The sequence below is a fragment of the Pseudomonas sp. SLFW genome, from assembly GCF_009905615.1.
In the GTDB taxonomy this organism is placed as follows: domain Bacteria; phylum Pseudomonadota; class Gammaproteobacteria; order Pseudomonadales; family Pseudomonadaceae; genus Aquipseudomonas; species Aquipseudomonas bambusae.
On the sequence record NZ_JAAAKW010000010.1, the window covers coordinates 1 to 26,563 of the forward strand.

A 26,563-nucleotide genomic window follows, 5' to 3' on the forward strand; every position below is an offset into this window, starting at 1 on the left:
GCGGTAGATGTAGCGGGTGACGCTGCGCCGCTGGATTTCGTAGGTGTGGCAACGGTTGGGCGGCAGTTCGTACACACCGCGCATGATCAGCTGCCATTCCTCGCCGTGGGGCTGAATGGTGTCGCCGAACAGTTGATGGGCCACCAAGTGCGCGACTTCGTGGGCCACGGTCTGGCGCAGGAAATCTTCGCTGTTTTCGCGGTACAGCTGCGGATTGAATCGCAGCAGGTTTTCATGCAGATGCGCGACACCCGCCTTCTGGCCGCGCAGCTTGAGGCTGACGACAGGGCGTTTGAAGGGGCGTTTGAAAAAATCTTCGGCTTGTTGGTAACAGGATTCGACGCGGGTATTGAGTTGCTCAAGCATGCTTCATCGGTCTCCAGAGGAGGCGAGTATGCCGCAAAGCAGGGGCAGGCCGAAAACTGAAGCTGCCGAATGGTCGTGAATGAGCCGCAAATCTTTGTAGCAGCACGGCTAGCCGGCGTGCGCTTACCTGTGGGAGCGAATTCATTCGCGATTGGCCGGTACATCCGATGAAGATTCATCAGCTGTACCACCGTCTCGCGAATGAATTCGCTCCCACAGGTATCGTGTTTCAGCGAATAAAGGGCCGACCCCATCAATTCGTGTACTCAGGCCCCACTCCGACACCCCACAGCACCACCGTGAACGCCATGATCGCCACCAGCACCACGAGGCCCACCGCCAGCACGGAACTGGAAAACATGAAGCCTTCGTCCGGGTGAATGTTCATGAACACCGGCAACCCCACGTACAGCAGGTAAACCGTGTAGCAGACCGCCGCCAGGCCGACCATCATCCCCAGCCACATATGAGGGTAGAGCGCGGCGAGTCCGCCGATGAACAGCGGTGTCGCGGTGTAGGTCGCGAAGGCCACGCAGCGGGCGAGGCTGGGACTGGCGTCGTAGGTGCGGGCCATCCAGTGAATGAACCCGCCCATCACCGCCACCCCGGCCAGCATGGCGATGTAGGACATGAGCGTCATCCAGACCGCGCTTTCGCTGGTCAGCATCACCGGCGCACGATTGCCGATGACCCAGCCCACCTGCGTGGTGCCGATGTACGCGGACACGGCAGGGATCGCCGCCAGAATCAGGGTGTGGGTGAGGTACATGTGGCCGATGGTTTCTTCTTCCTCGCCACGTATCTGTTGCCATTCTTGATCGGGGTGTGTGAACAGCCCCAAAACGTGATGGATCATGCCCGTAACTCCTCATCATGGATGCCGTCGCGCCTGATTGCCTGATGCCGTCAGGGCAAGGCCACAATCTCGACAAGGGGAAATGCATGGCTGCGACCTCTCTGGGAGTATAGGAACCTGAGAGGCTAGAAAAACGGGGGCGTTAGAGTAATTGGCGCGTTCAAGGCGGGTGTTAATAGCGGAAGGTGATCAGCCGACCGGTGTGACCGGATGAACGGCGTGGTTCATCGTCCATCGCGTTACAGGACCGACAGGCATTACCAGCCGTAACGTTTATGCGTAAAATACCGGCCCTTTCTTCCCCTACGTCACAGCGAGCGGACCACAGCGCCATGGGCACCCTTTCAGTCAATCAGAACAAACTGCAGAAACGTCTGCGTCGGCTTGCAGGCGAGGCAGTGGCCGATTTCAACATGATTGAAGAGGGCGACAAGGTGATGGTCTGCCTGTCTGGCGGCAAGGACAGCTACACCATGCTCGACGTGCTGCTGCATTTGCAGAAAGTCGCGCCGATCAAGTTCTCCATCGTCGCCGTGAACATGGACCAGAAACAGCCGGGGTTTCCCGAGCACGTCCTGCCTGCTTATCTGAAAGAGCTGGGCGTCGAGTATCACATCGTCGAGAAAGACACCTACTCGGTCGTGAAGGAGTTGATTCCGGAAGGCAAGACCACCTGCTCGCTGTGTTCGCGCCTGCGTCGCGGCACGCTGTACACCTTCGCGGACGAAATCGGTGCGACCAAAATGGCCCTCGGTCACCACCGCGATGACATCGTCGAGACCTTTTTCCTGAACATGTTCTTCAACGGCACGATCAAGGCCATGCCGCCAAAACTACGCGCCGACGATGGCCGTAACGTAGTGATTCGCCCGCTGGCCTACTGCGCCGAGAAAGATATCCAGGCCTATTCGGACATGAAGCAATTCCCGATCATCCCGTGCAACCTGTGCGGCTCGCAGGAAAACCTGCAACGCCAGGTGGTCAAGGACATGCTTCAGGAATGGGACCGCAAGACCCCGGGCCGTTCGGAAATGATCTTCCGCAGCCTGCAAAATGTGGTGCCGTCGCAACTGGCGGACCGCAACCTGTTCGACTTCACGAGCCTGAAGATCGACGAGACCGCCGCGTCGCGGTTTGTGAATGTGGTGAATATCTAGGCAGCACCGAAAATCCCTTTGTAGGAGTGAGCTTGCTCGCGATTAACATTTGTCAGACTCGAATACTTACCTGACACACCGCTATCGCGAGCAAGCTCACTCCTACAGGGGACGGTTGAGGTCAAATCCGCCGTATTAAAGCCCCACCTCCGGCAACACCGGCTTGTTCGCCAACGCCGTCTTCATCAGCCCCTCCACGTACTCACGATCACTGTCCGGCAGCGCCAGGCGCGGTGGGCGGGTGAGGGCGCTGCCGCGTTGCATGATGGCTTCGCACAGCTTGATGCACTGCACCAGGTCCGGGCGTGCATCCAGGTGCAACAGCGGCATGAACCACTCGTAAAGTGCCATTGCCTCAGCGAAACGCCCGGCCTTGGCCAAACGGAACAGGGTTTCACCCTCTTTCGGGAAGGCGTTGGACATGCCCGACACCCAGCCCACCGCGCCCACGGCAACACTTTCTACCAGCACGTCATCCAGCCCGGCGAACAGCACAAAGCGGTCGCCCACCTCGTTGCGCACGTCGATAAAACGGTTGGTGTTACCCGACGAATCCTTGAAGCAGACGATGTTGTCGCAGTCGGCCAGGGAAATCAGGATGTCCGGGGTTACATCGTTCTTATAAATGGGCGGGTTGTTGTAGACCATCATCGGCAGGTCGCAGGCGGACGCGACGGTGCGGAAATGCGCGGCGGTCTCGAAGGGCTTCGAGGAATACACCAGCGCGGGCATCAGCATGATCCCGTCGGCCCCGGCTTTCTGCACGTCTTTTGCCACGATGCTGGCGTTGGCGCTGGTGAACTCGGCAATCCCGGAAATCACCGGCACCCGACCCGCCGAAGCGTCTTTCGCGGCTTCGACCAGGCTGATCTTTTCCGACACGCTGAGGGAGGTGTTCTCACCCACCGTGCCGCAGATAACCAACCCCGACACCCCATCGCGTACCAGGTTGGCAATAACCTTGTGGGTTGCCTCCAGGTTGAGGGAAAAATCTTCGTTGAACTGTGTGGTGACGGCAGGGAAGACACCGTTCCAGGATACGGATTGACTCATGACAGACTCCTTTTCGGGATGGAAAGTATTTCGTATACGTTCTAGTTTGGGCACATTGCGCCCGTTTAATGCGTTTATAGGTAGGAGCGTGGCTCGTCCCGCGATCGGCGACAACGTCGTCGTAAAACCTGCATGCGCGGTGTGTCAGATGGCTCGCGTTTGCAGGGTTTGCTGCCGGTTCCCGGCACATCGCGGGACAAGCCACGCTCCTACAGGTATTGCGTGTTTCTTCAAATCACAACTTCAACCCCACCGGCCAGGTGTCGGTCAGCTTGTAACCCTCCGGCCATGGGTCGCTCGGGTCGAGCATGTGTTGATGGGTCCCTGTTATCCACGCACGCCCCGACAGGCTCGGGACGATTGCAGGTCGTCCGGCGACTTCGGTCACGCGCTGAATCTTGCAATGAAACTCCGAGCCGATGATCGAGCGGCCAATGAAGCGTTCGCCGACCTTCAGTTGACCCTTGGCATGCAGCACCGCCAGTCGCGCTGAACATCCCGTGCCACAGGGCGAGCGGTCGATCTTGCCGGGGCGGATCACCACCGCATTGGCGGCATTGGCCACGCCACCGTCGTAGTTCACGGGCGCGGCGATCTGGCAGAAGGAAATGTGATTCCAGTCCTTGTTCAGCGGGTGGGTGAAACCCAGTTGTTCATTGGCGGCCTTCGTTATTTTGAGGCCGGTTTCCACCAGGTCCTTGGCCTCGTCGGCGGTCAGCGAAAAGCCCAGTTTCGTCGAGTCAACAATGGCGAAGCTGTCGCCGCCATAGGCGGTGTCGACCTGAATCGACCCCAGCCCCGGCACCTCGATCCACACGTCGAGCTGATCGGCGAAGGAGGGGTGGTTGTGCACCTCGACGCTCTGCACCTTGCCGTCACGGCATTGGGCAATGGCTTCGATCAGCCCGCCCGGCGCTTCCAGAATCAGGCGGGTTTCCGGCTCGGTCATCGGCAGGATGCCGCTGTCCAGCAGCACGGTCGCGACGCACAGCGAGTTGGAGCCGGACATCGGCGGCACGTCGGCGGGTTCCATGATGATCCAGCCCATTTGCGCCTTCGGGTTCTTGGGCGGCACTAGCAGGTTGACGTGACGGAACACCCCGCCGCGCGGCTCGTTGAGCATGAAGTTGCGCAGTACGTTGTCCTTCTCGATCCAGCGCGACTGCTCCCAGATCGTATCGCCCGGTGGTGGGGCGACTCCGCCGACGATGACGTCGCCGACTTCACCTTCGGCGTGACAACTGACCACGTGAATCACTTTCGATGAGCGCATGCTTTAAAGCCCTCCTGTCGAACTCGGTTGGTCTGACGAAACCGATTTATCTGATGAAACAGCACAACCTGTAGGAGCGAATTCATTCGCGAATAAAAGGTACAGACGATATTTTTGTGTCGGCTGTACCGGCCAATCGCGAATGAATTCGCTCCCACAGTTTTGATCTCCACAGACCTGAACCTTCTGGTCAGGCCGGGTAGATCCGACTCTTGCAGCCCTCAGCTTTTCTAATTAATCGACCGCAAAAAATCCGCCGTCTCGGGCCGTTGCGGGTTGCCAATCACCTGATCCGGCGTGCCGATTTCATGCACCAGGCCATTGCGGAAAAACGCCACACGGTCCGACACATCGCGGGCGAACCGAATCTCGTGAGTCACCAGAATCATCGTCATGCCGTCTTCGGCGAGCATGCGCATGGTGTCCAGCACTTCGCCGACCAACTGCGGGTCGAGGGCCGATGTGGCCTCGTCGAACAGCATGTAATTCGGCGACATCGCCAGCGCCCGGGCAATCGCCATGCGCTGTTGCTGGCCACCGGAAAGCTTGCCGGGGAAGACTTTGAGCTTGTCGCCCAGGCCCACGTGTTTCAGCTGCTTGACTGCCAGCGCCTCGGCTTCTTCCTTGCTTTTGCCCAGCACGGTGCGCGGGGCGAGCATCACGTTTTCCAGCACGGTCAGGTGGGGGAAGGCGTTCCACTGCTGAAAGACGATGCCGATCTTCTGCCGCAGCTTGTTGATGTCGGTGCTCTTGGCGTGCACTTCGGTGCCGTCCACGCGAATGCTGCCGCTTTTGATCGACTCCAGGCCGTTGATGCACATCAGCAGCGTCGATTTACCCGAACCCGAGCCGCCGATGATCGACACCACTTCGCCTTTCTCCACCTGCAGGCTCACGCCCTTGATGACTTCAAGCTCGCCAAAGGATTTGTGTACGTTGTCGATCTCAATCATTTTCCTGCCACCTCGTTTCCAGGCGCGCACCCAGGCGGGCGATCACCAGACTCATGACGTAGTAAATGAGGCCTGCGATGCACAGCACCAGCAGCGGTTCTTGAATGCGCGTGACGATGGTCTGCGAGGCGCGCAGCAGTTCGACGATGCCGATCCACATCACCAGCGCGGTGTCTTTCATCACCGACAGCAACAGGTTGACCCAACCCAGAAACGCCACGCGGGTCGCCATCGGCATGACGATCTGGCGCAGGTCCTGCCAGTAACTCAGGCCCAGCGAACGACTGGCGCGGCGTAGCGTGAGCGGGACCGACAGCACGCCGCTGCGGACGATCTCGGTGCAGTACGCGGTGACGTAAAGACCGAGCACGATGCACGCGACGGTGAAGGCGCTCCAGTTAAGCCCGGCGATGCTTTTCAGTGCGTTGAACAACACGAACTGGATCAGCAACGGCACGCTGCGAAACACGTCGAGCAGCCACGCCAATGGAATTGTGCTGCGTGGCAGCAACGCCCGGGCCATGCCGCAGACGACCCCGGCGAGGGTGCCGATAAGCATCGAGACAATGGTGAGCAGGATCGTGATCCACGCCCCTTGCAGCATGAATTGCAGATCGCCCCAACTGAATGTGCTGTTGAACATGGTCGATCCCTCAATACCGGAACAGGCGCCACGACAGCAGCCGCGCCACGGCCACGATCAGTTTGGCGATCAGGTAATACAGCACCGCCGCGATGGCGAAGAACTCGAAGGTGCGGAAGGTCTTGACGTTGTAATCCTGGGTCACGCCGGTAAGGTCGTTGTTCAGGCCGACGATCACCCCCATGGACGTCATCAGCACGGCCCAGACCATCTGGTTGGTCAGCGGGTAGTAGACGATGCGCAGCAATTGCGGGATGACGATCAGCCGGTAGGCCTGGGGTGCGCTCATGCCCAGCGAGCGGGCGGCGCGCAATTGGGTATCCGGCACGGCCTTCAAACCGCCACGGAAGTTTTCCGCCAGATAACCCGCGTTATTAATGGTGATCCCCGCCAGCAGCGCAACCCACGAACTCACGTGCAACCCGAACGAGCCCAGGCCGAAGTAGAGGATGTATACCTGAAACAGCGACGGGGTGTTGCGGGCAATCGAGATCCAGGTCGCGGCGAAGCCTCGGAATATCGGGTTTTTGCCCTGACGCATGAACACCAGAAACAGCGCGATGGTGACCCCGAGAATCATCGACAGGGCCGCCGTCTGGAAGGTGACGACAGCGCCGTCGAGCATGTCCGGCAAGGCTTTGAACGCGGCGCGCCAGTGGAAGTTGTAATCAAACATGCGCCAGCGCCTCCGCCTTTTCGGCAGCGTGCAGCCAGACCGGCAAGCGCCCGCCGGCCAGGCCCGTGCAAGCGCTTTCGACACACTCGGCCAGGCTGGCGAAGTGCACGCGACGCCCCACCAGACCCGGTGCGTAGTGCGCGTATTTGCCGGAGTTGGTCATCAGGTTGCGAGCTTTCGGAGGAATCACCGGTTCACCGAGCATGCACCAGCAGGTGTCGGTCACGAACTGCACGCCGAAGGTCTCCAGCGTCGCGACATGGCCTGCCTGTTGTGCACGTTCGAGGGTCGCCCGGCCGCAAGTGATGACTACGGCGATGCTGTCGAGCTTGCGCCGGCCTTGGCAAAGGCGGGCGAGGGTGGCGCATTCGCTCAGGGAGAAATGCGGATTGCCCAAGGTCACGGCGTCCACGTCGGGGCTTTGTGCGCTGTTCAGTTCGCGCCAGCTGTGCAGCAGGTCGAGGTCGCTGATGCCGAATGCCTTGTCTGGCGGATGTCCGCCAAGGGCCAGTTCAACGGTGGCCGCTTCCGGGGTCACGCCCGCGATATGAAACATCGGTGCAGCGGAGGTGGTGGCGAAGGCCGCGCCGAAGGCTTTCAGGTCGTCGAGGGTCGGCGCCTTGTGTTCCAGGCCGCAGATGACCGGGATGTTGGCGCCGCAGAGCAGACCGACGTGATAGCCGAGCAACGGGTAGAAACTGTCGTCCAGCTCGCCGACATCGGGCACGTCGATGCGCAGCGTGGCCAACCGTTGTTGCGTCAGGTGACAGCCGATTTTTGGCGCACGACCAGTGAGGGCGATGCAGATGTCGAGGTAATCCGGGTATTTCAGCGTGCGCGCGCCGATCACGCTATTCGCGTAGACGACCGCGTTGGATTCGGCCCAGACAATCTGCTCGCCCAGCTCCGGCGCGCTGTCCAGCAGGTAGGGTGCGCAGGTGAAACTGACCCGGGCGCCCATGTCCAGATAGGCGTCGCCCAGTTGGCTGGACGGCTCGCCCAGCGCCGGGTCCACGCCCAGCTCGCGCCAGCGGCGCTTGTCCGCAGAGATGGAGTTGAGGGTGGTCGGAACGCGGACTTTCGCGTCCCAGTCCACCAGTTGCCGGGCGAAGCGCAGGCTGGCAGGACCGGTGTAAATGCAGCCGTCGATGTGCGCCTGGGTGATGTCCAGCAATTCGGTCGCGCCTTGCAGCTCGGCCATGCGCAGGATGATGCCCATCGCCACTTGCGCGGCCTTGCCGTAGGCGCCGTCGAGAAAGCCCTGGTCCATTTCGGTCAGGGTGATCTTGCTGTGCAGCGCGGCTTTCTGGACGGGCGAACGGGGTGCCATTGCAGGCGGAGCACTGTCGAAAGCGGTAACACGCGCGTCTTCTACGCGCAGGAATTTCACCTCACGCAAGGCCGCAAAACCCGCTTCGCCGAGGCTGATGACCGGGATCGAATGCCCGAACATCTGCTCGGCGACCAGCACGCCGAGGGTCAGAATGTCCTCGACCCGTTCGAACACTAACGCGGCGGGGGCATGGCCGTTGAGGATCAGTTCCAGCAACACGCTGCTGCCGGTGCACGACCCGCGCCCGCTGGGAATCGCCAGCACTTTGCCAGTGATGATTTGGCCGCTGAGGGGGTGATGCCGGTCGATCACCTCACCGGTAAACGGCTCGACCCCGCCCCAGAAACTCAGGCCCATGTCGGCGTACAACAACGCGCCTTGGGCACTGCCTGCCACCAGACACCGACCGTTCAACGAAACTTCAGACATCGTGGGCTCCTAAGAAGGGATGGGCCACCGGAGTATTGCGGCGAATCATCAATCCTTGGGAGCGAATTCATTCGCGAAAAAAGGGCACAGACGATATTTCTGCGTCTGCTGTACCGGCCTATTGCGAATGAATTCGCTCCCACAGGTTGAGCGTGCGGCGTGAAAATCGCGCCGAGCCGCTACTGCCGTGGTCATATCGGACTCAGTAATAAACCCCCGGAACGGTCAAGTTGGCAGGTTTGATTTCATCACCCACCCACTTCTTCCACAACTCGTCGTAACGACCGGTGCGCACTTGTTGGTTGACGAAAAGGTTCAGGTAATGGATCAGGCCATATTCGTTACGCTTCGCCGCCAGCGACACGTAATCGATCACGTAAGGCGCATTGCCCGCGACTTTCAGGCCCTTGTATTTGCCGGATTTAAGGGTCGCGGCGGCCACGGTGTTGGTGACCACGGTCGCATCGATGTGGCCTTGGGCGACGGCGAGGATGGTGTCGTTCTGGGTCTGATAGGCGCGGAAGCTGCCGGTGCCCCAGGCTTTCTGGTCTTTCTCCAGGGCAATGGCTTCATAGGTGCCGCTGGTGTTGCCGACGTTCTTGCCCTTGAGGTCTTCGTATTTGGTAATGCCGGTGTTGTCGCGGGTCAGCACCACCATCTGGAACGCGAAGTAGGGGATGGTCATCGCCACGGTCTTGGCGCGTTCGAGGGTGTCGGAGGTCGAGGCCACGATCACGTCGGCGCGCCCGGACACCAACGCTGGAATACGATCCGGAAACGGCGTTTCAACCACTTCGGCCGTCACCCCCAGCACCTTCGCCAGATCGTTGCAGTAATCGACGTCAAATCCGACCGGGTTGTTCTTGTCATCCCGGGAGCCCATCGGCGGGAAATCCAGGGTCACCGCGCAGCGCAATTTCCCGGAGTCGATGATGTCATCGAGCTTATCGGCGAAGGCCACGTTGATGAAGGAGGAACTCATGACGGCGAGGAGGGCTACTGCAACAGCATGCTTTTTCATAGAAGCCTCGTTGGATGCAAGTAAGGAAACGGCCGGATAAGTAATTTCGTATACGATATTTTCTATGCATGGGGCGTGCCCATTTTGCAGTCGTTCAGGGAGGCGTGGCGAATCAGTGGGTTAGTGCGTCATGGCGGCAATGGCAGCGAGAAAGGAGCGCCCCCGGATGTTACATAAAGGAGCAAAAAGGCGTGGGGTGCGTCGTACGTGCGCATTCGGCAACATCGTCACCCCTACCCGGCGCAGTGACTGGTCAGGGGAATGCCGTGACTTTCATAACCTTCGATGAGCGAGTGAACGCACTTATCCCGCTCGTCTTTTCCTGAGCGTTCTAGGCGGCGCATCGCACATGGCGTCCCAGCTTCTCAGGTTGTCCAGCGCAACCGAACTGCGAATGTAGCGATGCCAGATGAACGCCAGATCGAACGTCACAATGCCTAGCCACCACAGGTAGATGAAGGCCAGCGCCGATAGAATCAGGGGCCAGAGCGCGGGAGATTCCGCCACCGCTGAGTCTGACACCGTAGCTTGCGCACTTGCGTCCAGATAACCCATGGCGATCGCGACGGTGATCATCAGAACCCCTAACCCCACCATCAGTTTTCGGCCCATACGAGGGATTCGGCGAACCCACCACCCGGAAGATGCAATGCAGCCGCAGGCCGCCAGCAAGATAAAAGGGCCGGTCCAGGTGAAGAGGACGGCGCGCAGAACATCCCATCGGACCAGTGGCCCGGCAAGAAAGTCGGCCACGGCTGTTGGCAATATCGCCATGCTGATGCCTCCCCCCGCAGCGAATATCAGAAATGCCAACAACCTCCAGCGACTTTCCGATCGCTTCACGAGACGCGGCAAACGCCCACTAACGGTCACGGCGGTCAATAAAATCGAAAGAGACACTACGCATTGGCCGAGCATCAGGGCTGACCAATTGTGCTGCGCAAGGAACGTTACAACGGATTTCAACATGATATAGACAGCTGTCGCGTGCATCGCTACCGATAACAGATAAGGCATCAAGAGACTGATCGCGCCCACGAACGGACGTGTCTTGGGCGCCGGAGGACTTGAAACAGGGACCGCAGCCGTCGGGGACTTGTATAAAACGACGTCATCGACAAAATGACGGAACACCGTCGAATCATTCCAATAGTCAATATGTGCCTTCCCCGGAAACCAGTAGCGGGTGAAGCCGATGTCGTGACGGGTTTCAAATTCGAACGCGTCGCACCGCAATTTCTTCAGGTACTTTCGGGCGCTGTCGAGTTGGAAACCGATAGGATCGCCACAGTCATAGTAGTTACGCCATTTGATCTGGCTGGGCAGTTGAACTCGAGTTTCAGACGGCGTTGTCACGAATGCGACCGGCTGATCTTTGCCCTTCTGTGGATAGTCTTGAGTGTCCAAACGATCTGAAGGCCAGAGTTTGGGCCAAAGCAGGAGATGTTTATCGATCGGTGAACCGAGGGTCATGAAACCCCGGACGTATTGCACCCAGCGGTAGGTGATCTTTCGTCCGTTCTCACCCGTGGACTCTCGACCTACGGGACTTGAGAGCGCTTCCAACAGCGCCAGAAAGCTGATTACAGTCCCCTCACTGTGGGCGACAATATAAATTTCCTGCGCGCCTGAGTAGGCACCCTCAAACCGTTCGAGCAATTGCGTCATCGCATCATGAAAACGGTTAACGATCAGCTGTCGATAGCCATGGAATTCTGCGACCAGTTGTACATCTCCCAGATAGTCAGCAAGCAACGACGAGATGTTGATTTCAAACAGGCCCAATTTTTTAAACACCCAGGCCAGATTTTCCATCAGGGTGATGGCTTCGATAATCTCCTCAGTCACACCCGCAGTGAGTGCGAAGTCAGCGCCGTCTAGTTTTGGCTGTTGTTGGGGTACCTTCTGGCAATACATCGCTTGCGCTCTGGCAACGATCGTATTACCCCAGGCTTTGCTCTCTTCGAGGGTGTCGCCTTGTGTTACCACGGTTCTTGGAATATCCGCCCAATACACTTCAGCGAATCCGATGTTCGACAGTTCATGTTCAGCGTCCACCTCCAGACGGCTGAGATGAACTTCACCGACATTGCCAAGCTGGAAGAAGCCCAGCGGCATGACCGGCGGTGGTTGTTTGCCGATGCAGCCAAATCGATGCGCAACGGTGCGGATGGTGTCGCTTCGAGTCTGCGATCCAACCCCGTGAATGGCGACAACGATTTTTTGCAATGGGCATCGTGACGATGAGTGGGTCATATCGACATCAGCTCTTTAGAGAAGAAGCTCCGGCAGGGTCGGGGGTCTTGACGATGTAGAGCGCTTCCGAAAGTTGATGACTGTTCAGGATGAGCGCACGCGTGGTAATGGCAAGTATGACGATTGAGATCACTTCAATAAGAAAGCGGCTAAAGATGACAGTCGACATCGACCGCAGGACTTCGGGGCGGTCGTAGGTCACCATGCTGTAAATATCGATCAGCAACACGATGAACACGGCCAGCGTCGGTAACATAAACATGCCGTAGATCATGACGCGTTTGAACCACGTGGCAGGTGCTCTATAAGTAAATACTGCAGCGCTTCGGATAAGTGGAGCGACAGCAGGCAGTGAGTTTTTTATTTCTTTCTCTGCCAACGCGTCACGGATCTGATGAACGGAGTAAAGTGCCCACAACGCCAAGGCGGTCAGGAATATATCAATAATGATAACGGCATCGTTCGCCGACATGGTGAGACCGACAATAGGCAGGTTCAGCTCATGCAACTTGTTTTGGCTGCGACGAGTATTGTCGATTCTATCGATTCTGAACGTTAGCGCTGACCGCTCAACGGGGTCGGTGGTGTGTTCACGTGCCTGGCTTAAAGCGTCTCTCAGGGGGTAAGAGAGCTTCAACTGAGCATCGGTGAATGAGAGCTCGTCCAGATAGACATTGGACAGCAACAGCGCGCTGCCGATGGACATGGTAAACAACAGTGCTCTGATTCTTTGAAAGGCGGCAATGATCTGCTCTGCGATTTGGTGTGCGAGGCTGTCCATAGGTGCACCCGTTAAACATGTTATCGACGGCTGGCGCACCTCTTTCATCGCAGCTAGCCCTTCGAACATTAGAGGCTATCGGGCCGTTGTCAAAAGAACTCTCCAGCGTCTTACACCAAACTAGACCAACGGTCATGCCGGTGACAGGGTGCTTTTTTAAAACCGGAACTTTTATTCACTCTCGCTATAAGCCGACGCCACGCGTTGCTTACGGTAGTCTCCATGTGTGGTGTTCAAAGGCCACTCTGCGACTCCCGATACTCACTTGGCGAAACCCCGGTCAACGCTCGGAATTGTCGGCTGAACGCACTGTGGTCGGTGTAGCCGCAGCGCATGGCCACGTCGGTGATTGACAGGTCTTCACGCAGCAAGCGCGAAGCCTCCCCAAGCCGGGCCTTGTGAATCATCTGCCGGGGCGTGAGCTGAAAGATGCGTTTGCAGTGCCGTTCCAGTTGCGCAATGGAAAGCCCGGCGATGGCGGTCAGTTCGTGGAGCGTGATCGGTCGGGAAAAGTGCTCACGAATGTAGGCATCGACCTCGGCCAGCTTCTGATAAGCCGGATGCGATTGCAGGATTTGCAGGTCCCGCGAGATGCCTGCCAGGCCAATGATCACGCCTTGGTCATCGCGCAAGGCAATCTTGTGGGTCAGGCACCAGATCGGCTGATTGCCGTAATACAAGTGCAGCTCTAACTGATCGTTCAGCTGCCTGCCATCGGCCAGCACGCGCCGATCCTGCGCGGTGTACAACGGACCGAAGCGAGCGGGGAATACATCCTCGGCGGTGCGGCCCAGCAGATCGTGTTTTTCCTTGAAGGCGCAGCGCTGTACCAGCGTCTGATTGACCATCACATAACGGGCTTGTGCATCCTTCACGAAAAACACCACGCCGGGGATGGCATCGAGCAACGGCGCGACCCGATCGAGGCTGGTGAGCAGTTGATCGAGATCGTGCAGGGGCGAAGTAGGAAGCAGGTCAATCATGTTCACGGGGGAGCACGCCGCATCAGAAGGACGAGGTCGATGATGCGGTATATGAGGGGCGACGCCTAGTCGAGATCGCGCTTCTGGCCGAAGGCCGTGGGAGTTGGCTTGCCTGCGATCGGCTGCGCAGCAGTCGTAAACCCGGTGGATGCGGTATGCCTGACACAACGAAGGTGGCTGATATTGCTGCCGCTGCGCAGCAGATCGCGAGCAAGCTTGCTCCTACGGCCTTCGGCCAGAATCAGAAGCCAATCGAGTGCTGCCAATCGCCTCTTTAAACTACGGAGTCCGAGTCACCCAAACACGCCAACGTCGCTACCCTGGCAGGGCTGAACGGCGGCCGTAACAGCGGCGATTCCCAGCCAAACAACGTCTGCGCGGCCGTGGCGCAGACGCGTCCCTGGCAGGCGCCCATGCCGCAACGGGTGTTCAGCTTGGCAGCGTTCCAGCTTTCATGAACGGCGAGCGCCGAGTAAGGCACGTCCTCGCAGCGGCACACCAACGTGTCCGGCCGCGCCAACTGTTTCAGCGCAGGATCGAGGGCGAACGCGTGATTCAGCCGGTCCGCAAACCCCTGCCACCGCCCCCGTTCCGCAAACAGCTGACGCGCCTGATCCTGTTGCCCCGTCGCCGCCAGCCCGGCAATCTTGCCCTCGACCAATGCCAGCTCGCTGCCACCAAACCCCGTGCATTCTCCGGCGGCAAAATGATCCGCGAGACTCGTGGCCTGCCACTCATCCACGGCAACCGCGTGATCCTCGACCCGGCAACCCAGGGCCGTGCCCAGTTCCACGTTAGGCACAAGGCTGAACCCGCACGCCAACCGATCACAGGGCACGTCCTCGACCCGATTCCCCACCTGAACCCGAACCGCTTCCAGCCGCCCCGAACCCAGCGCCTCCAGCACATGGGCCGATGTTCGATAGGCGGCACTGGCCAGCGTCGCGGCCTGAATCGCCTTGTTCGGCCAGCGCCACAAGCCCGCTGCAAAACGACTGACCGCAGCGAACGAAGCCTGCTCGGCGATGCGCACCACCTCAGCGCCGTTCTTTTTCGCGGTGTCGGCCGACGCGAGCAACAACGGCCCGCTGCCGGCAATCACGATGCGCTCGCCCGCCACCGACAAGCCGCCCTTGATCAACGCCTGCAATCCCCCCGCGCCAGTGACGCCGGGCAGGGTCCAGCCAGGGAAGGGCAGCAGCCGCTCGCGGGCGCCGGTGCACAGAATCAGCTGTTCGTAGCCCAGTACCCAACCCCGCTCGGCGTCTTCCAACAGCAGCTGTTTCGGGCCTGCCAGGGCGACGACTTTGGTGCCGCTGTGCAGCTGAATATTGGCCTGTTGTTGCAGTCGCCCCCGCATGTCGCTGGCCCGTGCAGGCAATTGCGCCTGTGGCCCGTCGCGCCAGATTTGCCCGCCCGGCAGCGGGTTGTCATCGAGGATCGCGATGCGCAGGCCCTTGGGCGCAGCGGCAAGGGCAGCGGCCATTCCGGCAGGCCCGGCGCCGATGATCAGCAGGTCGACGTGATCGGTCATGGCTGCGTCTCCACCTGCATCCCGTCGCGGCAGATCGTCTGGCAGGCCAAACGTCGCAGGCCGTCGATGCTCACCCGGCATTCCTGGCAAATGCCCATGCCACACAACGGCGCCCGACGCTGCCCAGTGACTGACGTTCGGCTGCAACGATCACCGCAGGCCGTCAAAGCGGCCGCGACGGTGGTGCCTTGGGCGAAGCGAAACGGCTGGCCGTCGATGCGTAATTCAGGCATGGGCGTGGGCTCCGATGAAACGCTGTGGCAAGTAAGCGTGCAGATGGGTTTGAAGCTCGATGGGCGGCGGGGTGCGCAGCAATTGCGCGGCCAGCAATTTGGCCGTGCCGGTGGCGGTGGTCACGCCCAGCCCCTCGTGTCCGACCGCCAACCACAGGCCGGGTTGATTCGGGTGTTCACCTACCAGCGGCTGGCCGTCGGGGCTGGCCGAGCGAAAGCCGGTCCAGCTGCGAATGCCGTTCAGGTCGCCCAGATCGGGCAAAAACTCCATTGCCCGTCGCAGCATCCGGCCCAGCATCGCGGGGTCGATGGCCGGGTCGTGGCTGTCGAACTGCCGGGACGAGCCGACGAACAATTGACCGGTCGGACGCTGTTGCAGGTTGAACGCCACCGACGGACCGTCGCCCTTGTGGGCGTTGGTGACGTAGCCGAGCTCGACCAACGTGTGGGTGATCTGCGCCGGGTAGCGATCGGTGATCAACAGATGGCCCTTCTTGGCTTGCAGCGGCAGTTCCGGGCACAGGTCTTTTGCGTAGATGCCATTGGCGAGCAACACGGCCTCGGCCTGCAACCACTGGCCGTCCGCCAGCCGCACGCGATTGCCTTCGACCGCCACGACTTCGGCCTGCTGTTGACGCACGAGCCGAGGCTGACGTTGCAACAGCCAGCGTGCCGCATTGGGGGCGTAGAGAATGCCGTCGCCGGTGACTTTCAACGCGCCAAACAGGCCGGGACGCAACGACGGTTCGGCCTTCGCCAACGCTTCGCCACTCATCAGTTCGCAGCCCAATCCGAACGCGCTCAACGCTGCCTGTTTGCGCTCGGCCTCGGCCATCTCGCCCTCGTTGCAGGCCAGCCACAACGTGCCGTTGTTGCGCATGGCGCAGTTATCCGGCAGGTGCGGTGCCAGCTCGCGCCACAGGCGCACCGAATATTCGCCCAGCGCCAGTTCGGCGGGACTGTGATCGAGCACCACCAAGTGGCCCATGCCCGCTGCCGTGGCGGCCGGGCGCTGGCAATCGAGGACCAGAACGTTGAGCCCGTGGCTCGCCAGTTCGTCCGCGCAGGCCGCACCGACGATGCCGCCACCGATGACGATCACATCGGCGGCGCCCCCGGACGTGGCATTTGGGATCAAGAACGAATGCCCCAAGCGAACGGGTCTTCCTCATCCAGCAATAGCGTGGCTTCGGCGCTGATGTAGGCGCGACCTCGGATGGTCGGGATGATCCGGTCGCCCATCTGACGCTCGCCGTGCTGCCACTGGAAGCTGCCTTCGAACTGGCTGCCGATCACACTGGCCTGTTGCCAGAGCGCACCGGGTTCGAGCTTGCCGTCGGCGGCCAGGCACGCCAGTTTGGCGCTGGTGCCGGTGCCGCATGGGGAGCGGTCATAGGCCTTGCCGGGGCAGAGCACGAAGTTGCGGCTGTCGGCGTGATCGTCGTCGGCGAACAGTTCGATGTGGTCGATGATGCCGCCGTCTTCGCCACGAATGCCTTGGTTTTCCAAAGCCTGGCGCACTTTCCAGGTGTAATCGGTCAGGGCGTCGAGGTTGTCGCCGGTGACGCTCAGGCCGTGGTCAGCGATGAGGAAGAACCAGTTGCCGCCCCAAGCGATGTCACCGGTCACGTTGCCAAGGCCCGGGACCTCGACGATGAAATTCTTGCGATAGCGATAGGAGGGCACGTTGTTGACGCTCACCGAGCGGTCTTCGTGGAGGGTGGCCTGCACCGTGCCCACGGGGGTTTCGATGCGATGCACCCCCGGTCCGATCTTGCCCAGATGCGCCAGCGACACCACCAGCCCGATGGTGCCGTGGCCGCACATGCCGAGGTAGCCAGCGTTGTTGAAGAAGATCACCCCGGCACAGGCCTCGGGGTCCACCGGCTCGCACAGCAGCGCGCCGACCAGCACATCGCTGCCCCGAGGCTCCAGCACCGTTGTCGCACGCCAGTCATCGAATTCATCCGCCAGCACTTGGCGACGTTCCGCCATGCTGCCCTTGCCGAGGTCGGGGAAACCGTCGAGCACCAGCCGCGTGGGCTCGCCGCCGGTGTGGGAATCGAGGATCTGGATGCGTTTCATGGAATCACCCTCAAGCAGCATGAGATAGCGCTGATCTCTCGGCATACGCCAATCCCTGTAGGAGTGAGCTTGCTCGCGATCACGGTGTGTCCGCACCGGATAAGCAGCTGGCAGCACCCAATCGCGAGCAAGCTCACTCCTACAGATCAGTGGCCGCGCCTCAGATCAATGTCGAGTTCGTTGTCAATCAGATTGGCGGGAATACAGGCAAGGGTCTTGACCGATTTCGTCCCGTGAAATGACGAAATCGGCACAGTCGCGGGTGTCAGATTTCGCTGAGCACGGCATTGGGCAAGTGAGCGTAGAGGGTGCGACATACGCCAATGATGTGGTGCTCGATCAACTCGGCCGCCTTGTCCACGTCTCGTTCGGCACAGGCCTTGAGGATTTCCCGGTGCTCCAGATCGGCCCGCTCCTTGCCTTCGTCAAAGCTCATCTGCACACGCAGGTAGCGTTCGACCTTGTCGTGAATCGAGCGAATCATGTTCAGCAGAAACGGCCGTTGTGCCGCTTCGTACAGGCAGGTGTGAAACGCCCAGTTCAGCTCGGCCCAACGCCCGATGTCATCGTCACCCACGAACTCGTCGCAGATGGCGCTGGCGCGGTCGATCTGCGCCTGGGTCAGCCTTGGCACCGCGAGACGAATCGCCTGCACTTCCAGCAATACCCGCACTTCGAAAATCTGCGCCAGTTCCGGCTCGGAAATCCGCGTGACCACCGCGCCCTTGTTGCGCTGGAACTGCACCAGGCCTTCGGCTTCAAGGCGTTTCAGCGCTTCCCGGACCGGGATCTTGCTGACGTTGAACACGCGGGCGATGTCGTCCTGACGGATCGGCTCGTCCTCGGCGAACTGGCCGGAAATGATCGACTCGCGCAGGAACGTGGCGATGACCTCGGACGCGGAGGGCGCAACGCCGAGGTTAGGGGCGTCAGAAAGAAGGAAAGGCACGCGAGAGACTCAGGCAATGGCGAATGTCGGATATTGTATACGACGTCCGATTTGTGTCGCGCTGTGTCTGCGTGCCGCGCACGAAAAAAAGATCAGTGGTTGGCGGTATACGACAACATCATCGACAACTGGCACAGCGGGCGGCCACTTTCGGCGTGCCACTGATTGAACGCCGCCTGCACCGCCGCCTGATCGCGCTGGCTACTGGGCACTTTATCGACGATCTTCTGTGCATTGAGCGCTGCCACCACATCCTCGCTGGGGATGAAGGTGTCCTTGCCGACCATCCGCAGGAAACGCGGCGCCGACAGCCCGCCCATCTGGTTGCCGTGTTTGGCCAGGTAACGCCACAGGCCGACGATGTCCGTCACCGGCCACTCGGCGATGAAGTGGCCGAAGCCGCCGTGTTCCTTGGCGATATCGAGGATCAGTTGGGCATTGCGCGGCACGCTCTTGAGCTTGCCGAGGTGGCGAATGATCCGCGCATCCTGCATCAGCCGCTCCAGGTGATCGGCGCCCATCAGCACGACTTTCTCCGGATCGAAACCAAAGAACACCTGCTCGAACGCGGGCCATTTGGCATCCACCAGACTGTGCTTCAAGCCCGCACGAAAGACGCGCAGGGCCATGGTCGACAGGTAGCGGTCGTCGCTGATGGCCTTGAGCTTCTTCGGGGTAGCGGGGGTGGGCAGGTGCGCTTCGAGCGCGGCGGCGGAACCAAAGCGGTTGAGGCAGTATTCATTGAGCCATTTGTAATCTTGCATGCCCTCTCCAAACCAATTACGTAAATGCGGACGAATTAGATCCGTTGTAGGAGCTGGCTTGTCCTGCGACCGGCGACGCAGTCGTCGTAAGATCAAGCACCTCGGTGTATCAGGCAAACCGTGTGCCCACCTTTTACGACGGGTTCCCCGCCGATCGCAGGACAAGCCAGCTCCTACAGGTGGCGCTCTGCGTCATGCGCCTTCGCCGGATAATTTGCGGTTGAGTTGAAACCGCCAGCGCGCATACAGCAACGCGCTGGTGAACACGGCGAGGCTGGCGAGCATTTCCAACACACCGAACCCGGCACGATTGGGATCGAACGCGGCCAGTGCGCCTTTGATGAAATACAGGTTCACCACGAAACAGGCCCACGAATGCCCCCGAGGGCTGCCGACGAACATGCCGGGCGCCAACAGAATCAGAGGCACCAGTTCAATCGCGAGAATCACCCAAGGCCGCGCGCCATGCAGGTCGGCAATGACCAGGTAATAAACGCCCAGCAACGCGATCAGTCCCAAAAAGCACGACAGCGCCGCCACCCGGCTCCAGCGAACCCGAGGTTCCAGCCAGTCCAGCAGGGGCAGCACTTTGGGCTTTTTAGCCACGGGAAGGTTCCAGCAACAGCGCGGTCTTGGCCAGACGCTGACCCAGCGCGCGACACAGCGTGGTCTCGTGCTGATCCAGCGGACGCTTGCCGTCGGCCCCCGCGTGATGGCTGGCGCCGTACGGCGTGCCGCCGCCGCTGGTTTCGATCAGCGCTGCTTCACTGTAGGGCAGACCGGTGACCAGCATGCCGTGGTGCAGCAACGGCAGCAGCATCGACATCAGCGTGGTTTCCTGGCCGCCGTGCAGGCTGGCGGTCGATGTGAACACACTCGCCGGTTTGCCGACTAACGCGCCGGTCAGCCACAGGTTGCTGGTGCCATCGAGGAAGTATTTCAGCGGCGCCGCCATGTTGCCAAAGCGGGTCGGACTGCCCAGCGCCAGGCCCGAGCAGTTCTTCAAATCATCGAGGGTCGCGTACAGCGCGCCGGTCTCTGGAATGCTTGGCGCCACGGCTTCGCATTCGGTGGAAATCGCCGGGACGGTGCGCAACCGCGCCTCCATCCCGCCCATCTCGATACCCCGGGCAATCTGCCGCGCCATTTCACTGGTCGAGCCGTTGCGGCTGTAAAACAGCACCAGAATGTAGGGCGCGCTCACGGCAGCAGCTCCAGGATCTTCTCTGGCGGACGGCCGATCACAGCCTTGTCGCCTGCAATCAGGATTGGCCGTTCGATCAGCTTCGGATGGGCGGCCATGGCGTCGATCAGTCCGTCGTCGCTCAAGCTGCTGTCAGCCAGGTTCAGGGTTTTGTATTCGTCTTCGCCGGTGCGCAGCAGGGCGCGGGCATGGATGCCCAGCTTGCCCAGCAGATCACGCAATTGCGCGGCGCTTGGCGGGGTTTCGAGGTAGCGCACGACGGTCGGCGTCAGGCCGCGTTCTTCGAGCAATTCCAGCGCGCCACGTGATTTGGAGCAGCGCGGGTTGTGATAAAGCGTCAGATCGGTCATTTGCGGGTCGCATCTTTCGTGGGGTGGCGGGTATTCTACAGGCGTCTCGGTAAAGACCAACATCAGGTCCGCATCGCGTTTTCAACGAAAGGAACAAGCATCATGGCAAGGCGGTTGGCAGCAGCGGTAGCGCTTATCGGGAGTGTGTTGCTCAGCGGGTGCGGCGTGGACCTGGGCACTGATCAGAACGGTCAGAAAGTCGCCAGTGATCGAATCGACAAGCACTGGCTGGTAGTCAATTACTGGGCTGAATGGTGTGGCCCTTGCCGCACGGAAATTCCGGAACTGAACGCACTGTCCGAGCAGTTGAAAGGGCAGAACGTCAGCGTCTTCGGGGTCAACTTCGACAATCTGCAGGGTGAAGACCTGAAAAACGCGGCCAACGCGTTGGGGATCAAATTCACCGTGCTCGCCCAAGACCCGGCCGAGCAATACGACATCCCCAAAAGCGAAGCGCTGCCGGTGACTTACATCATCGACGACAAGGGCAAGGTGCGTGAGCAGTTGATGGGCGAACAGACGGCGGCGGGCGTGACGCAGAAGCTGGCGGAGTTGAAAGGGAAGGGTTGATAGCTGCTGCAGATTACCTGTAGGAGTGAGCTTGCTCGCGATAGCGCTGTGTCAGGCGCTGCGTTCGTCACAGAAAAAACGTAATCGCGAGCAAGCTCACTCCTACAGTCGGAAGTCAGTTATCTTCCAGCCAGAACCGCAACGGCAAACCCTCGGCAGGCCACAGCTCCAGCTGCTCAACCTCCGACACGTCCCAATGCTGAACCTTGCCCAACGCTTCGAGGAACCGGTGTTCCTGCTCCATCAACGCCGGGGCGCAGAGTTTGTGGGTGCTGCCGACCGGGCCGAAGGTGATCGTGTCGCCCTCCAGCCGATACCCGGCGAACCAGTGATTGCAGCCCGCATTGCCATACGCCCGGCCATCCTTGCCCAAGGTCATGGTCAGGTGGCTGCTATCGATCAATGGACGTTCCCCGATCCACTCCAGCACGTATCCGTGGTTACGCTTGAGGGCGTCGGTGTCGGCGGCGCAACCCGACAGCAAGGTCGCGGCCATCAGGGTCAGCCAGAGCGTTTTCATGCAGCGTTCTTGGCGCAGGCCGGGCACAGGTGGTTCTCGCCGACGGTCTTCCAACCCAGATCGGCGATGCGCGCGGTGGCAGCGGGCTTCAGTGCTTTCTTGCCTTCTTTGGCGTCGACCATGAACTCGATGTCCTGCTCCTTGCCACAGCCGTTGCAGTTGACCTTCCACTGGTGGATTGCCAGCTCGGTGAACGCCGGGCCGTTGGCCACCGCGACCCACTGGCCGGGCGGGTTGATCAGGTGACGGACTTTTTCGACGTTCAGGCGCATGTAGAGGTCTTTGCTGCCTTTGACGGTGACGAGCAGCACGTCGTCGTGCTTGATCGAGCCACCGTTGCCGGTCACTTGGTAGCGACCGATCGCCAGGCTGCGGCATTCGATCAGGGTGTGGTGCGGGGTCAGCATGCTGTAGCGAAAATCGTGTTCGGCCATGGGGGTCTCCAAATAGGCGCGCATGCTAACACTTTAGAACTGAACTGCCCGCGCCGGGCGACGGCCGAGCGCAGCGCAAGGGTGACTCATGACCTGTGGGAGCGAATTTATTCTGGGCGGCATACCGACGAAGGATGGATCAGGGATAGAGATGTGCCGTCTGTCCGTCCGCTTCGCGAATGAATTGGCTCCCACAGGGTGATCGGCGTTCAGACCAGATTCTGCGGACTGCCACTCGCCCAGCCCGCAATGTTCTCCAGCGTCGTCCGCGCAATCGCGCCGAGCGCCTCGCGGGTCAGGAAAGCCTGATGGGCGGTGATCACCACATTGGGGAATGTCAGCAACCGCGCCAAAACATCGTCCTGCAACGGCAAGTCCGAACGGTCCTCGAAAAACAGCTGCGCCTCTTCTTCATAGACGTCCAGCCCCAGATAACCCAGCTGACCGGATTTCAGCGCGCCGATCAGCGCCGGGGTGTCGACCAGCGCGCCGCGCCCGGTGTTGATCAACATCGCGCCACGCTGCATTTGCGACAGCGATGCCTCGTTGATCACATGCCGGGTGTGTTCGTTGAGCGGGCAATGCAGGCTGATGATCTGCGCGTGGGCGAGCAGTTCATCCAGCGGCAAATAGCGTGCACCGAGCGCTTCGACCTGCGGATTGGGAAAGGGATCATAGGCCAGCAGTTGGCAGCCGAACCCTGCCATGATCTTCGCAAACGTGGCGCCGATCTGCCCGGTGCCGACCACGCCCACCGTCTTGCCCACCAGATCGAACCCGGTGAGGCCGTGCAGGGTGAAGTCGCCATCGCGGGTGCGGTTGTAGGCGCGATGCAGCTGGCGATTCAGCGCCAGAATCAACGCCACGGCATGCTCCGCCACCGCATGGGGCGAGTAGGCCGGTACGCGCACGACGCTGATGCCCAGACGCCGGGCGGTCGGCAGGTCGACGTGGTTGAAACCCGCTGAGCGCAAGGCAATCAGCTTCGTGCCACTTTCGGCCAGACATTCAAGGACTGGCGTGCTCAGGTCGTCATTGATGAAAGCGCACACCACCGGGTAACCGCTGGCCAGTGCCACGGTGTCAAGCGTCAGGCGTGCGGGCTGGAAGTGCAGGTCGATGCCCCCTGGGTTTTTTGCGGCGAGGAAGCTGTCGCGGTCGTAGGTCTGGCTGCTGTAGAGGAGGGTGCGCATGGGGGTTCCTTCCAACGGAGTTCATGACTGACACTGCACCCCTGTAGGAGTGAGCTTGCTCGCGATAAGGGTTTGTCAGTCTACAACGCTGTCACTGAGAGATGGCCATCGCGAGCAAGCTCACTCCTACAGTGACACTGCTTATAGGCAATTGACCCACATCAAGCACTCACCCGCGCTTCGATCTCCAGCCGTGTGATTGCCTTTTCCAGCTCGTCCAGCGCTTTGTCGCTGTCCGGCGAATCCTGTTTGAGCAGGGTTTCGCTGCGTTGGCAGGCGGCCCGCAGTTGCGGCACGCCGCAGTAACGGGTCGCGCCGTGCAGACGATGGACGCGCTCGATCAACGCGATATGATCGTTCGCTTCGCGGGCCGAGCGAATGGCTTCACGGTCGGTGTTCAGCGAAGCCAGCAACATCGCCAGCATGTCCGCAGCCAGATCGGCCTTGCCCGCCGCCAGCCGTAAGCCTTCCTCATGATCCAGCACCTGCATGTTCAGGCTGCCGTGGCTGATTTCATGATGACGTTCCGGCGCTTGATTGCGCAGGGCCAGACCGGTCCACTTCAACACCACCTGAGCCAGTTGCCGCTCGCTGATCGGTTTGGTCAGGTAATCGTCCATGCCGCTTTGCAAGAGCGCACGTTTTTCGTTGGCCATGGCGTGGGCAGTGAGGGCGACGATGGGCAGCGAGGTAATCTGGCGCTCGGTTTCCCAGCCGCGAATCGCTTCGGTCGCCTGGCGACCGTCCATGCCCGGCATCTGCACGTCCATCAGCACCAGATCGAACGTTTCGTCTTGCACCGCCTGAACCGCTGCATAGCCGCTGTCCACCGCCAGCACCTTGGCCCCCATGTCTTCGAGCAGGGTTTGCACCAGCAACAGGTTGGCAGGGTTGTCGTCCACGCAGAGGATACGTGGCGGGCGGCTGGACACCGGCTCGGGCACTTCGGTGCGCAGCTGTTTCGGGCTGACCAGCTCCGACAGGGCGCGCCGCAGTTTGCGGGTACACGCCGGTTTGGCCTGCAGTTGGCTGTAAGGGTCCGGCACCGACACCTGATACAGCGCCTGCTCGGTGGTCGGGCACAGCACCAGCACTTTGCAGTCGAGGTTTTCCAGGTCCCAGATTTGCTGACGCAGGCGCTCGGGCGGCAGCTCATGGGCGGTCACGCCGAGCACCGCCATTTCGATGGCGTGGGGTGTTTGATGCACCACGGTGACGCCGTTGATGAGGTTTTCCAGATTGTTGAACACCATGGGTTGCAGGCCACAGTCTTCCAACTGGTGTTCCAGGGCCTGACGCGCCAGGTCGTGATGTTCGAGCACCGCCGCCCGGCGACCGATCAGCGGTGGGGCGGGCAGGTCTTCGAGGTCGTCGCGGGTTTTTGGCAGGGTCAGGCTGATCCAGAATTCCGAGCCCTCTCCGGGGGTGCTTTCCACGCCGATTTCGCCGCCCATCTGCTCGATCAGACGCTTGGAAATCACCAGGCCCAAGCCAGTGCCGCCCGAATGCCGGGACAGAGAATTGTCGGCTTGGCTGAAGGCTTGAAACAGCGCCCGCACGTCCTGATTCGAAAGGCCGATGCCGGTGTCTTGGACGCTGATGCGCAGTTGCACCTTATCGTCCTGCTCGTCCTCCAGCATGGCGCGGGCGACGATGGTGCCCTCCCGGGTGAACTTGATGGCGTTGCTCACCAGGTTGGTCAGGATTTGCTTGAGCCGCAGCGGGTCACCCACCAGCGACAGCGGTGTGTCGCGGTACACCAGACTCACCAGCTCCAGCTGTTTGGCGTGGGCGGCGGGGGCGAGGATGGTCAGCGTGTCCTGCAACAGATCCCGCAGGTTGAACGGGATCGCGTCGAGCACCAGCTTGCCCGCCTCGATCTTCGAGAAATCGAGGATTTCGTTGATGATGCTCAGCAGGTTGTCGGCGGATTTTTCGATGGTGCCCAGGTAATCGTACTGACGTGGCGTCATCTCGCTTTTTTGCAGCAGGTGCGTGAAGCCGAGGATGCCATTGAGCGGCGTGCGGATTTCGTGGCTCATGTTGGCCAGGAATTCAGATTTGATACGGCTCGCTTCAAGGGCTTCCTTGCGCGCCAGGTCCAGCTCGATGTTCTGGATTTCGATGGTCTCCAGATTCTGGCGCACGTCTTCCGTGGCCTGTTCGATGCTGTGTTGCAATTCTTCCTGGGCGTTTTGCAACGTCGCGGCCATGCGGTTGATGCCCGAGCCGAGTTCGTCCAGTTCGTTGCTGCCCATGGGCGGCAGTCGCGCTTCCAGATTGCCGTCCTTTAATTGCGCGACCACGTGCTTGATCTGCGCGATGGGGGCGTTGATGGTGCGGCTCATGCGCAGCGCGAGCATGGCGGTGAGACCCAGACCGGCGCCAATCAGCAGCAGGCTGGCGAACAGGCTTCGGTAGCCGCGCAGCAAGGTGCCGTTGTGGGACAGCTCCAGTTCGACCCAGCCCAGCAGGCGGTCGGCCTCGTCGGGAATGACCTCGCCGGTCAAGTGGCGGCTGCGACCGAACACCGGCATCAGGTAGCGCGTGGCGTCGTTGTCGGACCGCTGCAGCATGTGGGTGCTGTTGCCGATGGGTGGCTGGTTGATCATGGTCGGACCGGCATGGGCGAGCATGGCGCGGTCAGCGTCGAGAAAGGACACGGCGCGAACGTCAGCCTGTTCCAGTACCTGACCGGCGATGCGCTCCAGCATCGGTTTGTCCGCCGCAGCCAAGGCCGCCGCTGACAGCGGGGCCAACTCGTTGGCGATCATTTCACCGCGCTTGAGCAGCTGGGTTTGCAGTTCCGAGAGCTGCATCCAGGTGAAATAGCCCCCCAACAACGCCGCCATGAGGCACGTCGGCAGCAGGGTCAGCAGCAATACGCGGCCTTTGATGCCCAGTTTGTTCAGCACACTTTTTCTCCGGCAATCTCGTTCATATGCCC

27 protein-coding genes are annotated in these 26,563 nt (G+C 60.6%); 2 read left to right on the plus strand and 25 right to left on the minus strand.

Translation table 11 applies throughout. From position 1 onward, the window contains the following. Both GVN17_RS17930 and GVN17_RS17935 read right to left on the minus strand, forming a co-directional pair. On the minus strand, window positions 1-366 hold a 366-nt coding region (locus GVN17_RS17930; RefSeq protein WP_166596597.1), incomplete at its 3' end, for a SprT-like domain-containing protein. A gap of 253 nt (window positions 367-619) precedes the next feature. Beyond that, entirely contained in the window at window positions 620-1,222 is a 603-nt protein-coding gene (locus GVN17_RS17935) for a Yip1 family protein (protein WP_166596598.1), read from the minus strand. A gap of 332 nt (window positions 1,223-1,554) precedes the next feature. Here GVN17_RS17935 and ttcA point away from each other — a divergent pair, with 332 nt between their 5' ends. Further along, entirely contained in the window at window positions 1,555-2,379 is an 825-nt protein-coding gene (ttcA, locus tag GVN17_RS17940) for a tRNA 2-thiocytidine(32) synthetase TtcA (protein WP_166596599.1), read from the plus strand. A gap of 135 nt (window positions 2,380-2,514) precedes the next feature. On the opposite strand, the gene GVN17_RS17945 is transcribed toward ttcA, so the two are convergent. The 19 genes from GVN17_RS17945 to arsC form a co-directional block, all read right to left on the minus strand. Then, window positions 2,515-3,432 carry a dihydrodipicolinate synthase family protein gene (locus GVN17_RS17945; protein ID WP_166596600.1) on the minus strand — a complete coding sequence of 306 codons (918 nt, stop codon included), beginning with the start codon at window positions 3,430-3,432 and terminating at the stop codon, window positions 2,515-2,517. 235 nt (window positions 3,433-3,667) lie between these two features. Beyond that, window positions 3,668-4,705 carry a proline racemase family protein gene (locus tag GVN17_RS17950; protein WP_166596601.1) on the minus strand — a complete coding sequence of 346 codons (1,038 nt, stop codon included), beginning with the start codon at window positions 4,703-4,705 and terminating at the stop codon, window positions 3,668-3,670. 230 nt (window positions 4,706-4,935) lie between these two features. Beyond that, window positions 4,936-5,658, minus strand: coding sequence for an amino acid ABC transporter ATP-binding protein (locus GVN17_RS17955; RefSeq protein ID WP_166596602.1), 723 nt, complete (start codon window positions 5,656-5,658; stop codon window positions 4,936-4,938). Beyond that, window positions 5,651-6,301, minus strand: a complete 651-nt coding sequence (locus GVN17_RS17960) for an amino acid ABC transporter permease (RefSeq protein WP_166596603.1) — start codon at window positions 6,299-6,301, stop codon at window positions 5,651-5,653. The genes GVN17_RS17955 and GVN17_RS17960 overlap by 8 nt, the downstream gene beginning before the upstream one ends. 10 nt (window positions 6,302-6,311) lie before the next feature. Continuing rightward, window positions 6,312-6,977: an amino acid ABC transporter permease gene (locus GVN17_RS17965; protein WP_166596604.1), complete on the minus strand. Its 666-nt coding sequence runs from the start codon at window positions 6,975-6,977 to the stop codon at window positions 6,312-6,314. Continuing rightward, on the minus strand, window positions 6,970-8,739 hold the full coding sequence (locus GVN17_RS17970) for an aconitase X (protein ID WP_166596605.1): 1,770 nt from the start codon (window positions 8,737-8,739) through the stop codon (window positions 6,970-6,972). The genes GVN17_RS17965 and GVN17_RS17970 overlap by 8 nt, the downstream gene beginning before the upstream one ends. Window positions 8,740-8,941: 202 nt before the next feature. Further along, window positions 8,942-9,760, minus strand: a complete 819-nt coding sequence (locus tag GVN17_RS17975) for a transporter substrate-binding domain-containing protein (RefSeq protein ID WP_166596606.1) — start codon at window positions 9,758-9,760, stop codon at window positions 8,942-8,944. 303 nt (window positions 9,761-10,063) lie between these two features. Beyond that, the gene (locus GVN17_RS17980; RefSeq protein ID WP_218576287.1) at window positions 10,064-11,989 is read right to left on the minus strand and encodes a hypothetical protein; all 1,926 of its coding nucleotides are present in this window, start codon (window positions 11,987-11,989) and stop codon (window positions 10,064-10,066) included. A gap of 34 nt (window positions 11,990-12,023) precedes the next feature. Continuing rightward, window positions 12,024-12,797 carry a hypothetical protein gene (locus GVN17_RS17985; protein WP_166596608.1) on the minus strand — a complete coding sequence of 258 codons (774 nt, stop codon included), beginning with the start codon at window positions 12,795-12,797 and terminating at the stop codon, window positions 12,024-12,026. 233 nt (window positions 12,798-13,030) lie between these two features. Next, a complete protein-coding gene (locus GVN17_RS17990) occupies window positions 13,031-13,780 on the minus strand; it encodes an AraC family transcriptional regulator (RefSeq protein ID WP_166596790.1) in 750 nt (249 codons plus the stop codon). A 274-nt stretch (window positions 13,781-14,054) separates the two neighbouring features. Then, the gene (locus tag GVN17_RS17995) at window positions 14,055-15,314 is read right to left on the minus strand and encodes an FAD/NAD(P)-binding oxidoreductase (RefSeq protein ID WP_166596609.1); all 1,260 of its coding nucleotides are present in this window, start codon (window positions 15,312-15,314) and stop codon (window positions 14,055-14,057) included. Beyond that, window positions 15,311-15,547 carry a (2Fe-2S)-binding protein gene (locus GVN17_RS18000; protein WP_166596610.1) on the minus strand — a complete coding sequence of 79 codons (237 nt, stop codon included), beginning with the start codon at window positions 15,545-15,547 and terminating at the stop codon, window positions 15,311-15,313. Before GVN17_RS18000 ends, GVN17_RS17995 begins: the two co-directional genes overlap by 4 nt. After that, the gene (locus GVN17_RS18005) at window positions 15,540-16,685 is read right to left on the minus strand and encodes an FAD-binding oxidoreductase (RefSeq protein WP_218576288.1); all 1,146 of its coding nucleotides are present in this window, start codon (window positions 16,683-16,685) and stop codon (window positions 15,540-15,542) included. Before GVN17_RS18005 ends, GVN17_RS18000 begins: the two co-directional genes overlap by 8 nt. Beyond that, window positions 16,682-17,632, minus strand: a complete 951-nt coding sequence (locus tag GVN17_RS18010) for a 4-hydroxyproline epimerase (RefSeq protein ID WP_166596792.1) — start codon at window positions 17,630-17,632, stop codon at window positions 16,682-16,684. Before GVN17_RS18010 ends, GVN17_RS18005 begins: the two co-directional genes overlap by 4 nt. 265 nt (window positions 17,633-17,897) lie before the next feature. Next, entirely contained in the window at window positions 17,898-18,581 is a 684-nt protein-coding gene (locus GVN17_RS18015; protein WP_166596611.1) for a GntR family transcriptional regulator, read from the minus strand. 92 nt (window positions 18,582-18,673) lie between these two features. After that, a complete protein-coding gene (locus GVN17_RS18020) occupies window positions 18,674-19,345 on the minus strand; it encodes a DNA-3-methyladenine glycosylase I (RefSeq protein ID WP_166596612.1) in 672 nt (223 codons plus the stop codon). A gap of 192 nt (window positions 19,346-19,537) precedes the next feature. Beyond that, window positions 19,538-19,951, minus strand: coding sequence for a DUF2069 domain-containing protein (locus tag GVN17_RS18025; protein ID WP_166596613.1), 414 nt, complete (start codon window positions 19,949-19,951; stop codon window positions 19,538-19,540). Beyond that, entirely contained in the window at window positions 19,944-20,549 is a 606-nt protein-coding gene (gene wrbA / locus GVN17_RS18030; protein ID WP_166596614.1) for an NAD(P)H:quinone oxidoreductase, read from the minus strand. Before wrbA ends, GVN17_RS18025 begins: the two co-directional genes overlap by 8 nt. Further along, window positions 20,546-20,899, minus strand: coding sequence for an arsenate reductase (glutaredoxin) (gene arsC, locus GVN17_RS18035; RefSeq protein ID WP_166596615.1), 354 nt, complete (start codon window positions 20,897-20,899; stop codon window positions 20,546-20,548). Before arsC ends, wrbA begins: the two co-directional genes overlap by 4 nt. A 102-nt stretch (window positions 20,900-21,001) precedes the next feature. Between arsC and GVN17_RS18040 the strand changes: the two genes are divergently transcribed. Next, on the plus strand, window positions 21,002-21,469 hold the full coding sequence (locus GVN17_RS18040) for a TlpA disulfide reductase family protein (protein WP_166596616.1): 468 nt from the start codon (window positions 21,002-21,004) through the stop codon (window positions 21,467-21,469). Window positions 21,470-21,584: 115 nt separating this feature from the next. On the opposite strand, the gene GVN17_RS18045 is transcribed toward GVN17_RS18040, so the two are convergent. The 4 genes from GVN17_RS18045 to GVN17_RS18060 all read right to left on the minus strand — a co-directional run bounded on the left by GVN17_RS18045 (window position 21,585) and on the right by GVN17_RS18060 (window position 26,531). Continuing rightward, the gene (locus GVN17_RS18045; protein ID WP_166596617.1) at window positions 21,585-21,989 is read right to left on the minus strand and encodes an META domain-containing protein; all 405 of its coding nucleotides are present in this window, start codon (window positions 21,987-21,989) and stop codon (window positions 21,585-21,587) included. Continuing rightward, on the minus strand, window positions 21,986-22,423 hold the full coding sequence (locus GVN17_RS18050; protein WP_166596618.1) for a hypothetical protein: 438 nt from the start codon (window positions 22,421-22,423) through the stop codon (window positions 21,986-21,988). The genes GVN17_RS18045 and GVN17_RS18050 overlap by 4 nt, the downstream gene beginning before the upstream one ends. 209 nt (window positions 22,424-22,632) lie before the next feature. Further along, complete coding sequence (locus GVN17_RS18055; protein ID WP_166596619.1) at window positions 22,633-23,616, minus strand: 2-hydroxyacid dehydrogenase; 984 nt, start codon at window positions 23,614-23,616, stop codon at window positions 22,633-22,635. Window positions 23,617-23,777: 161 nt separating this feature from the next. Then, a complete protein-coding gene (locus GVN17_RS18060; RefSeq protein ID WP_166596620.1) occupies window positions 23,778-26,531 on the minus strand; it encodes an ATP-binding protein in 2,754 nt (917 codons plus the stop codon). Window positions 26,532-26,563: the final 32 nt, after the last annotated feature.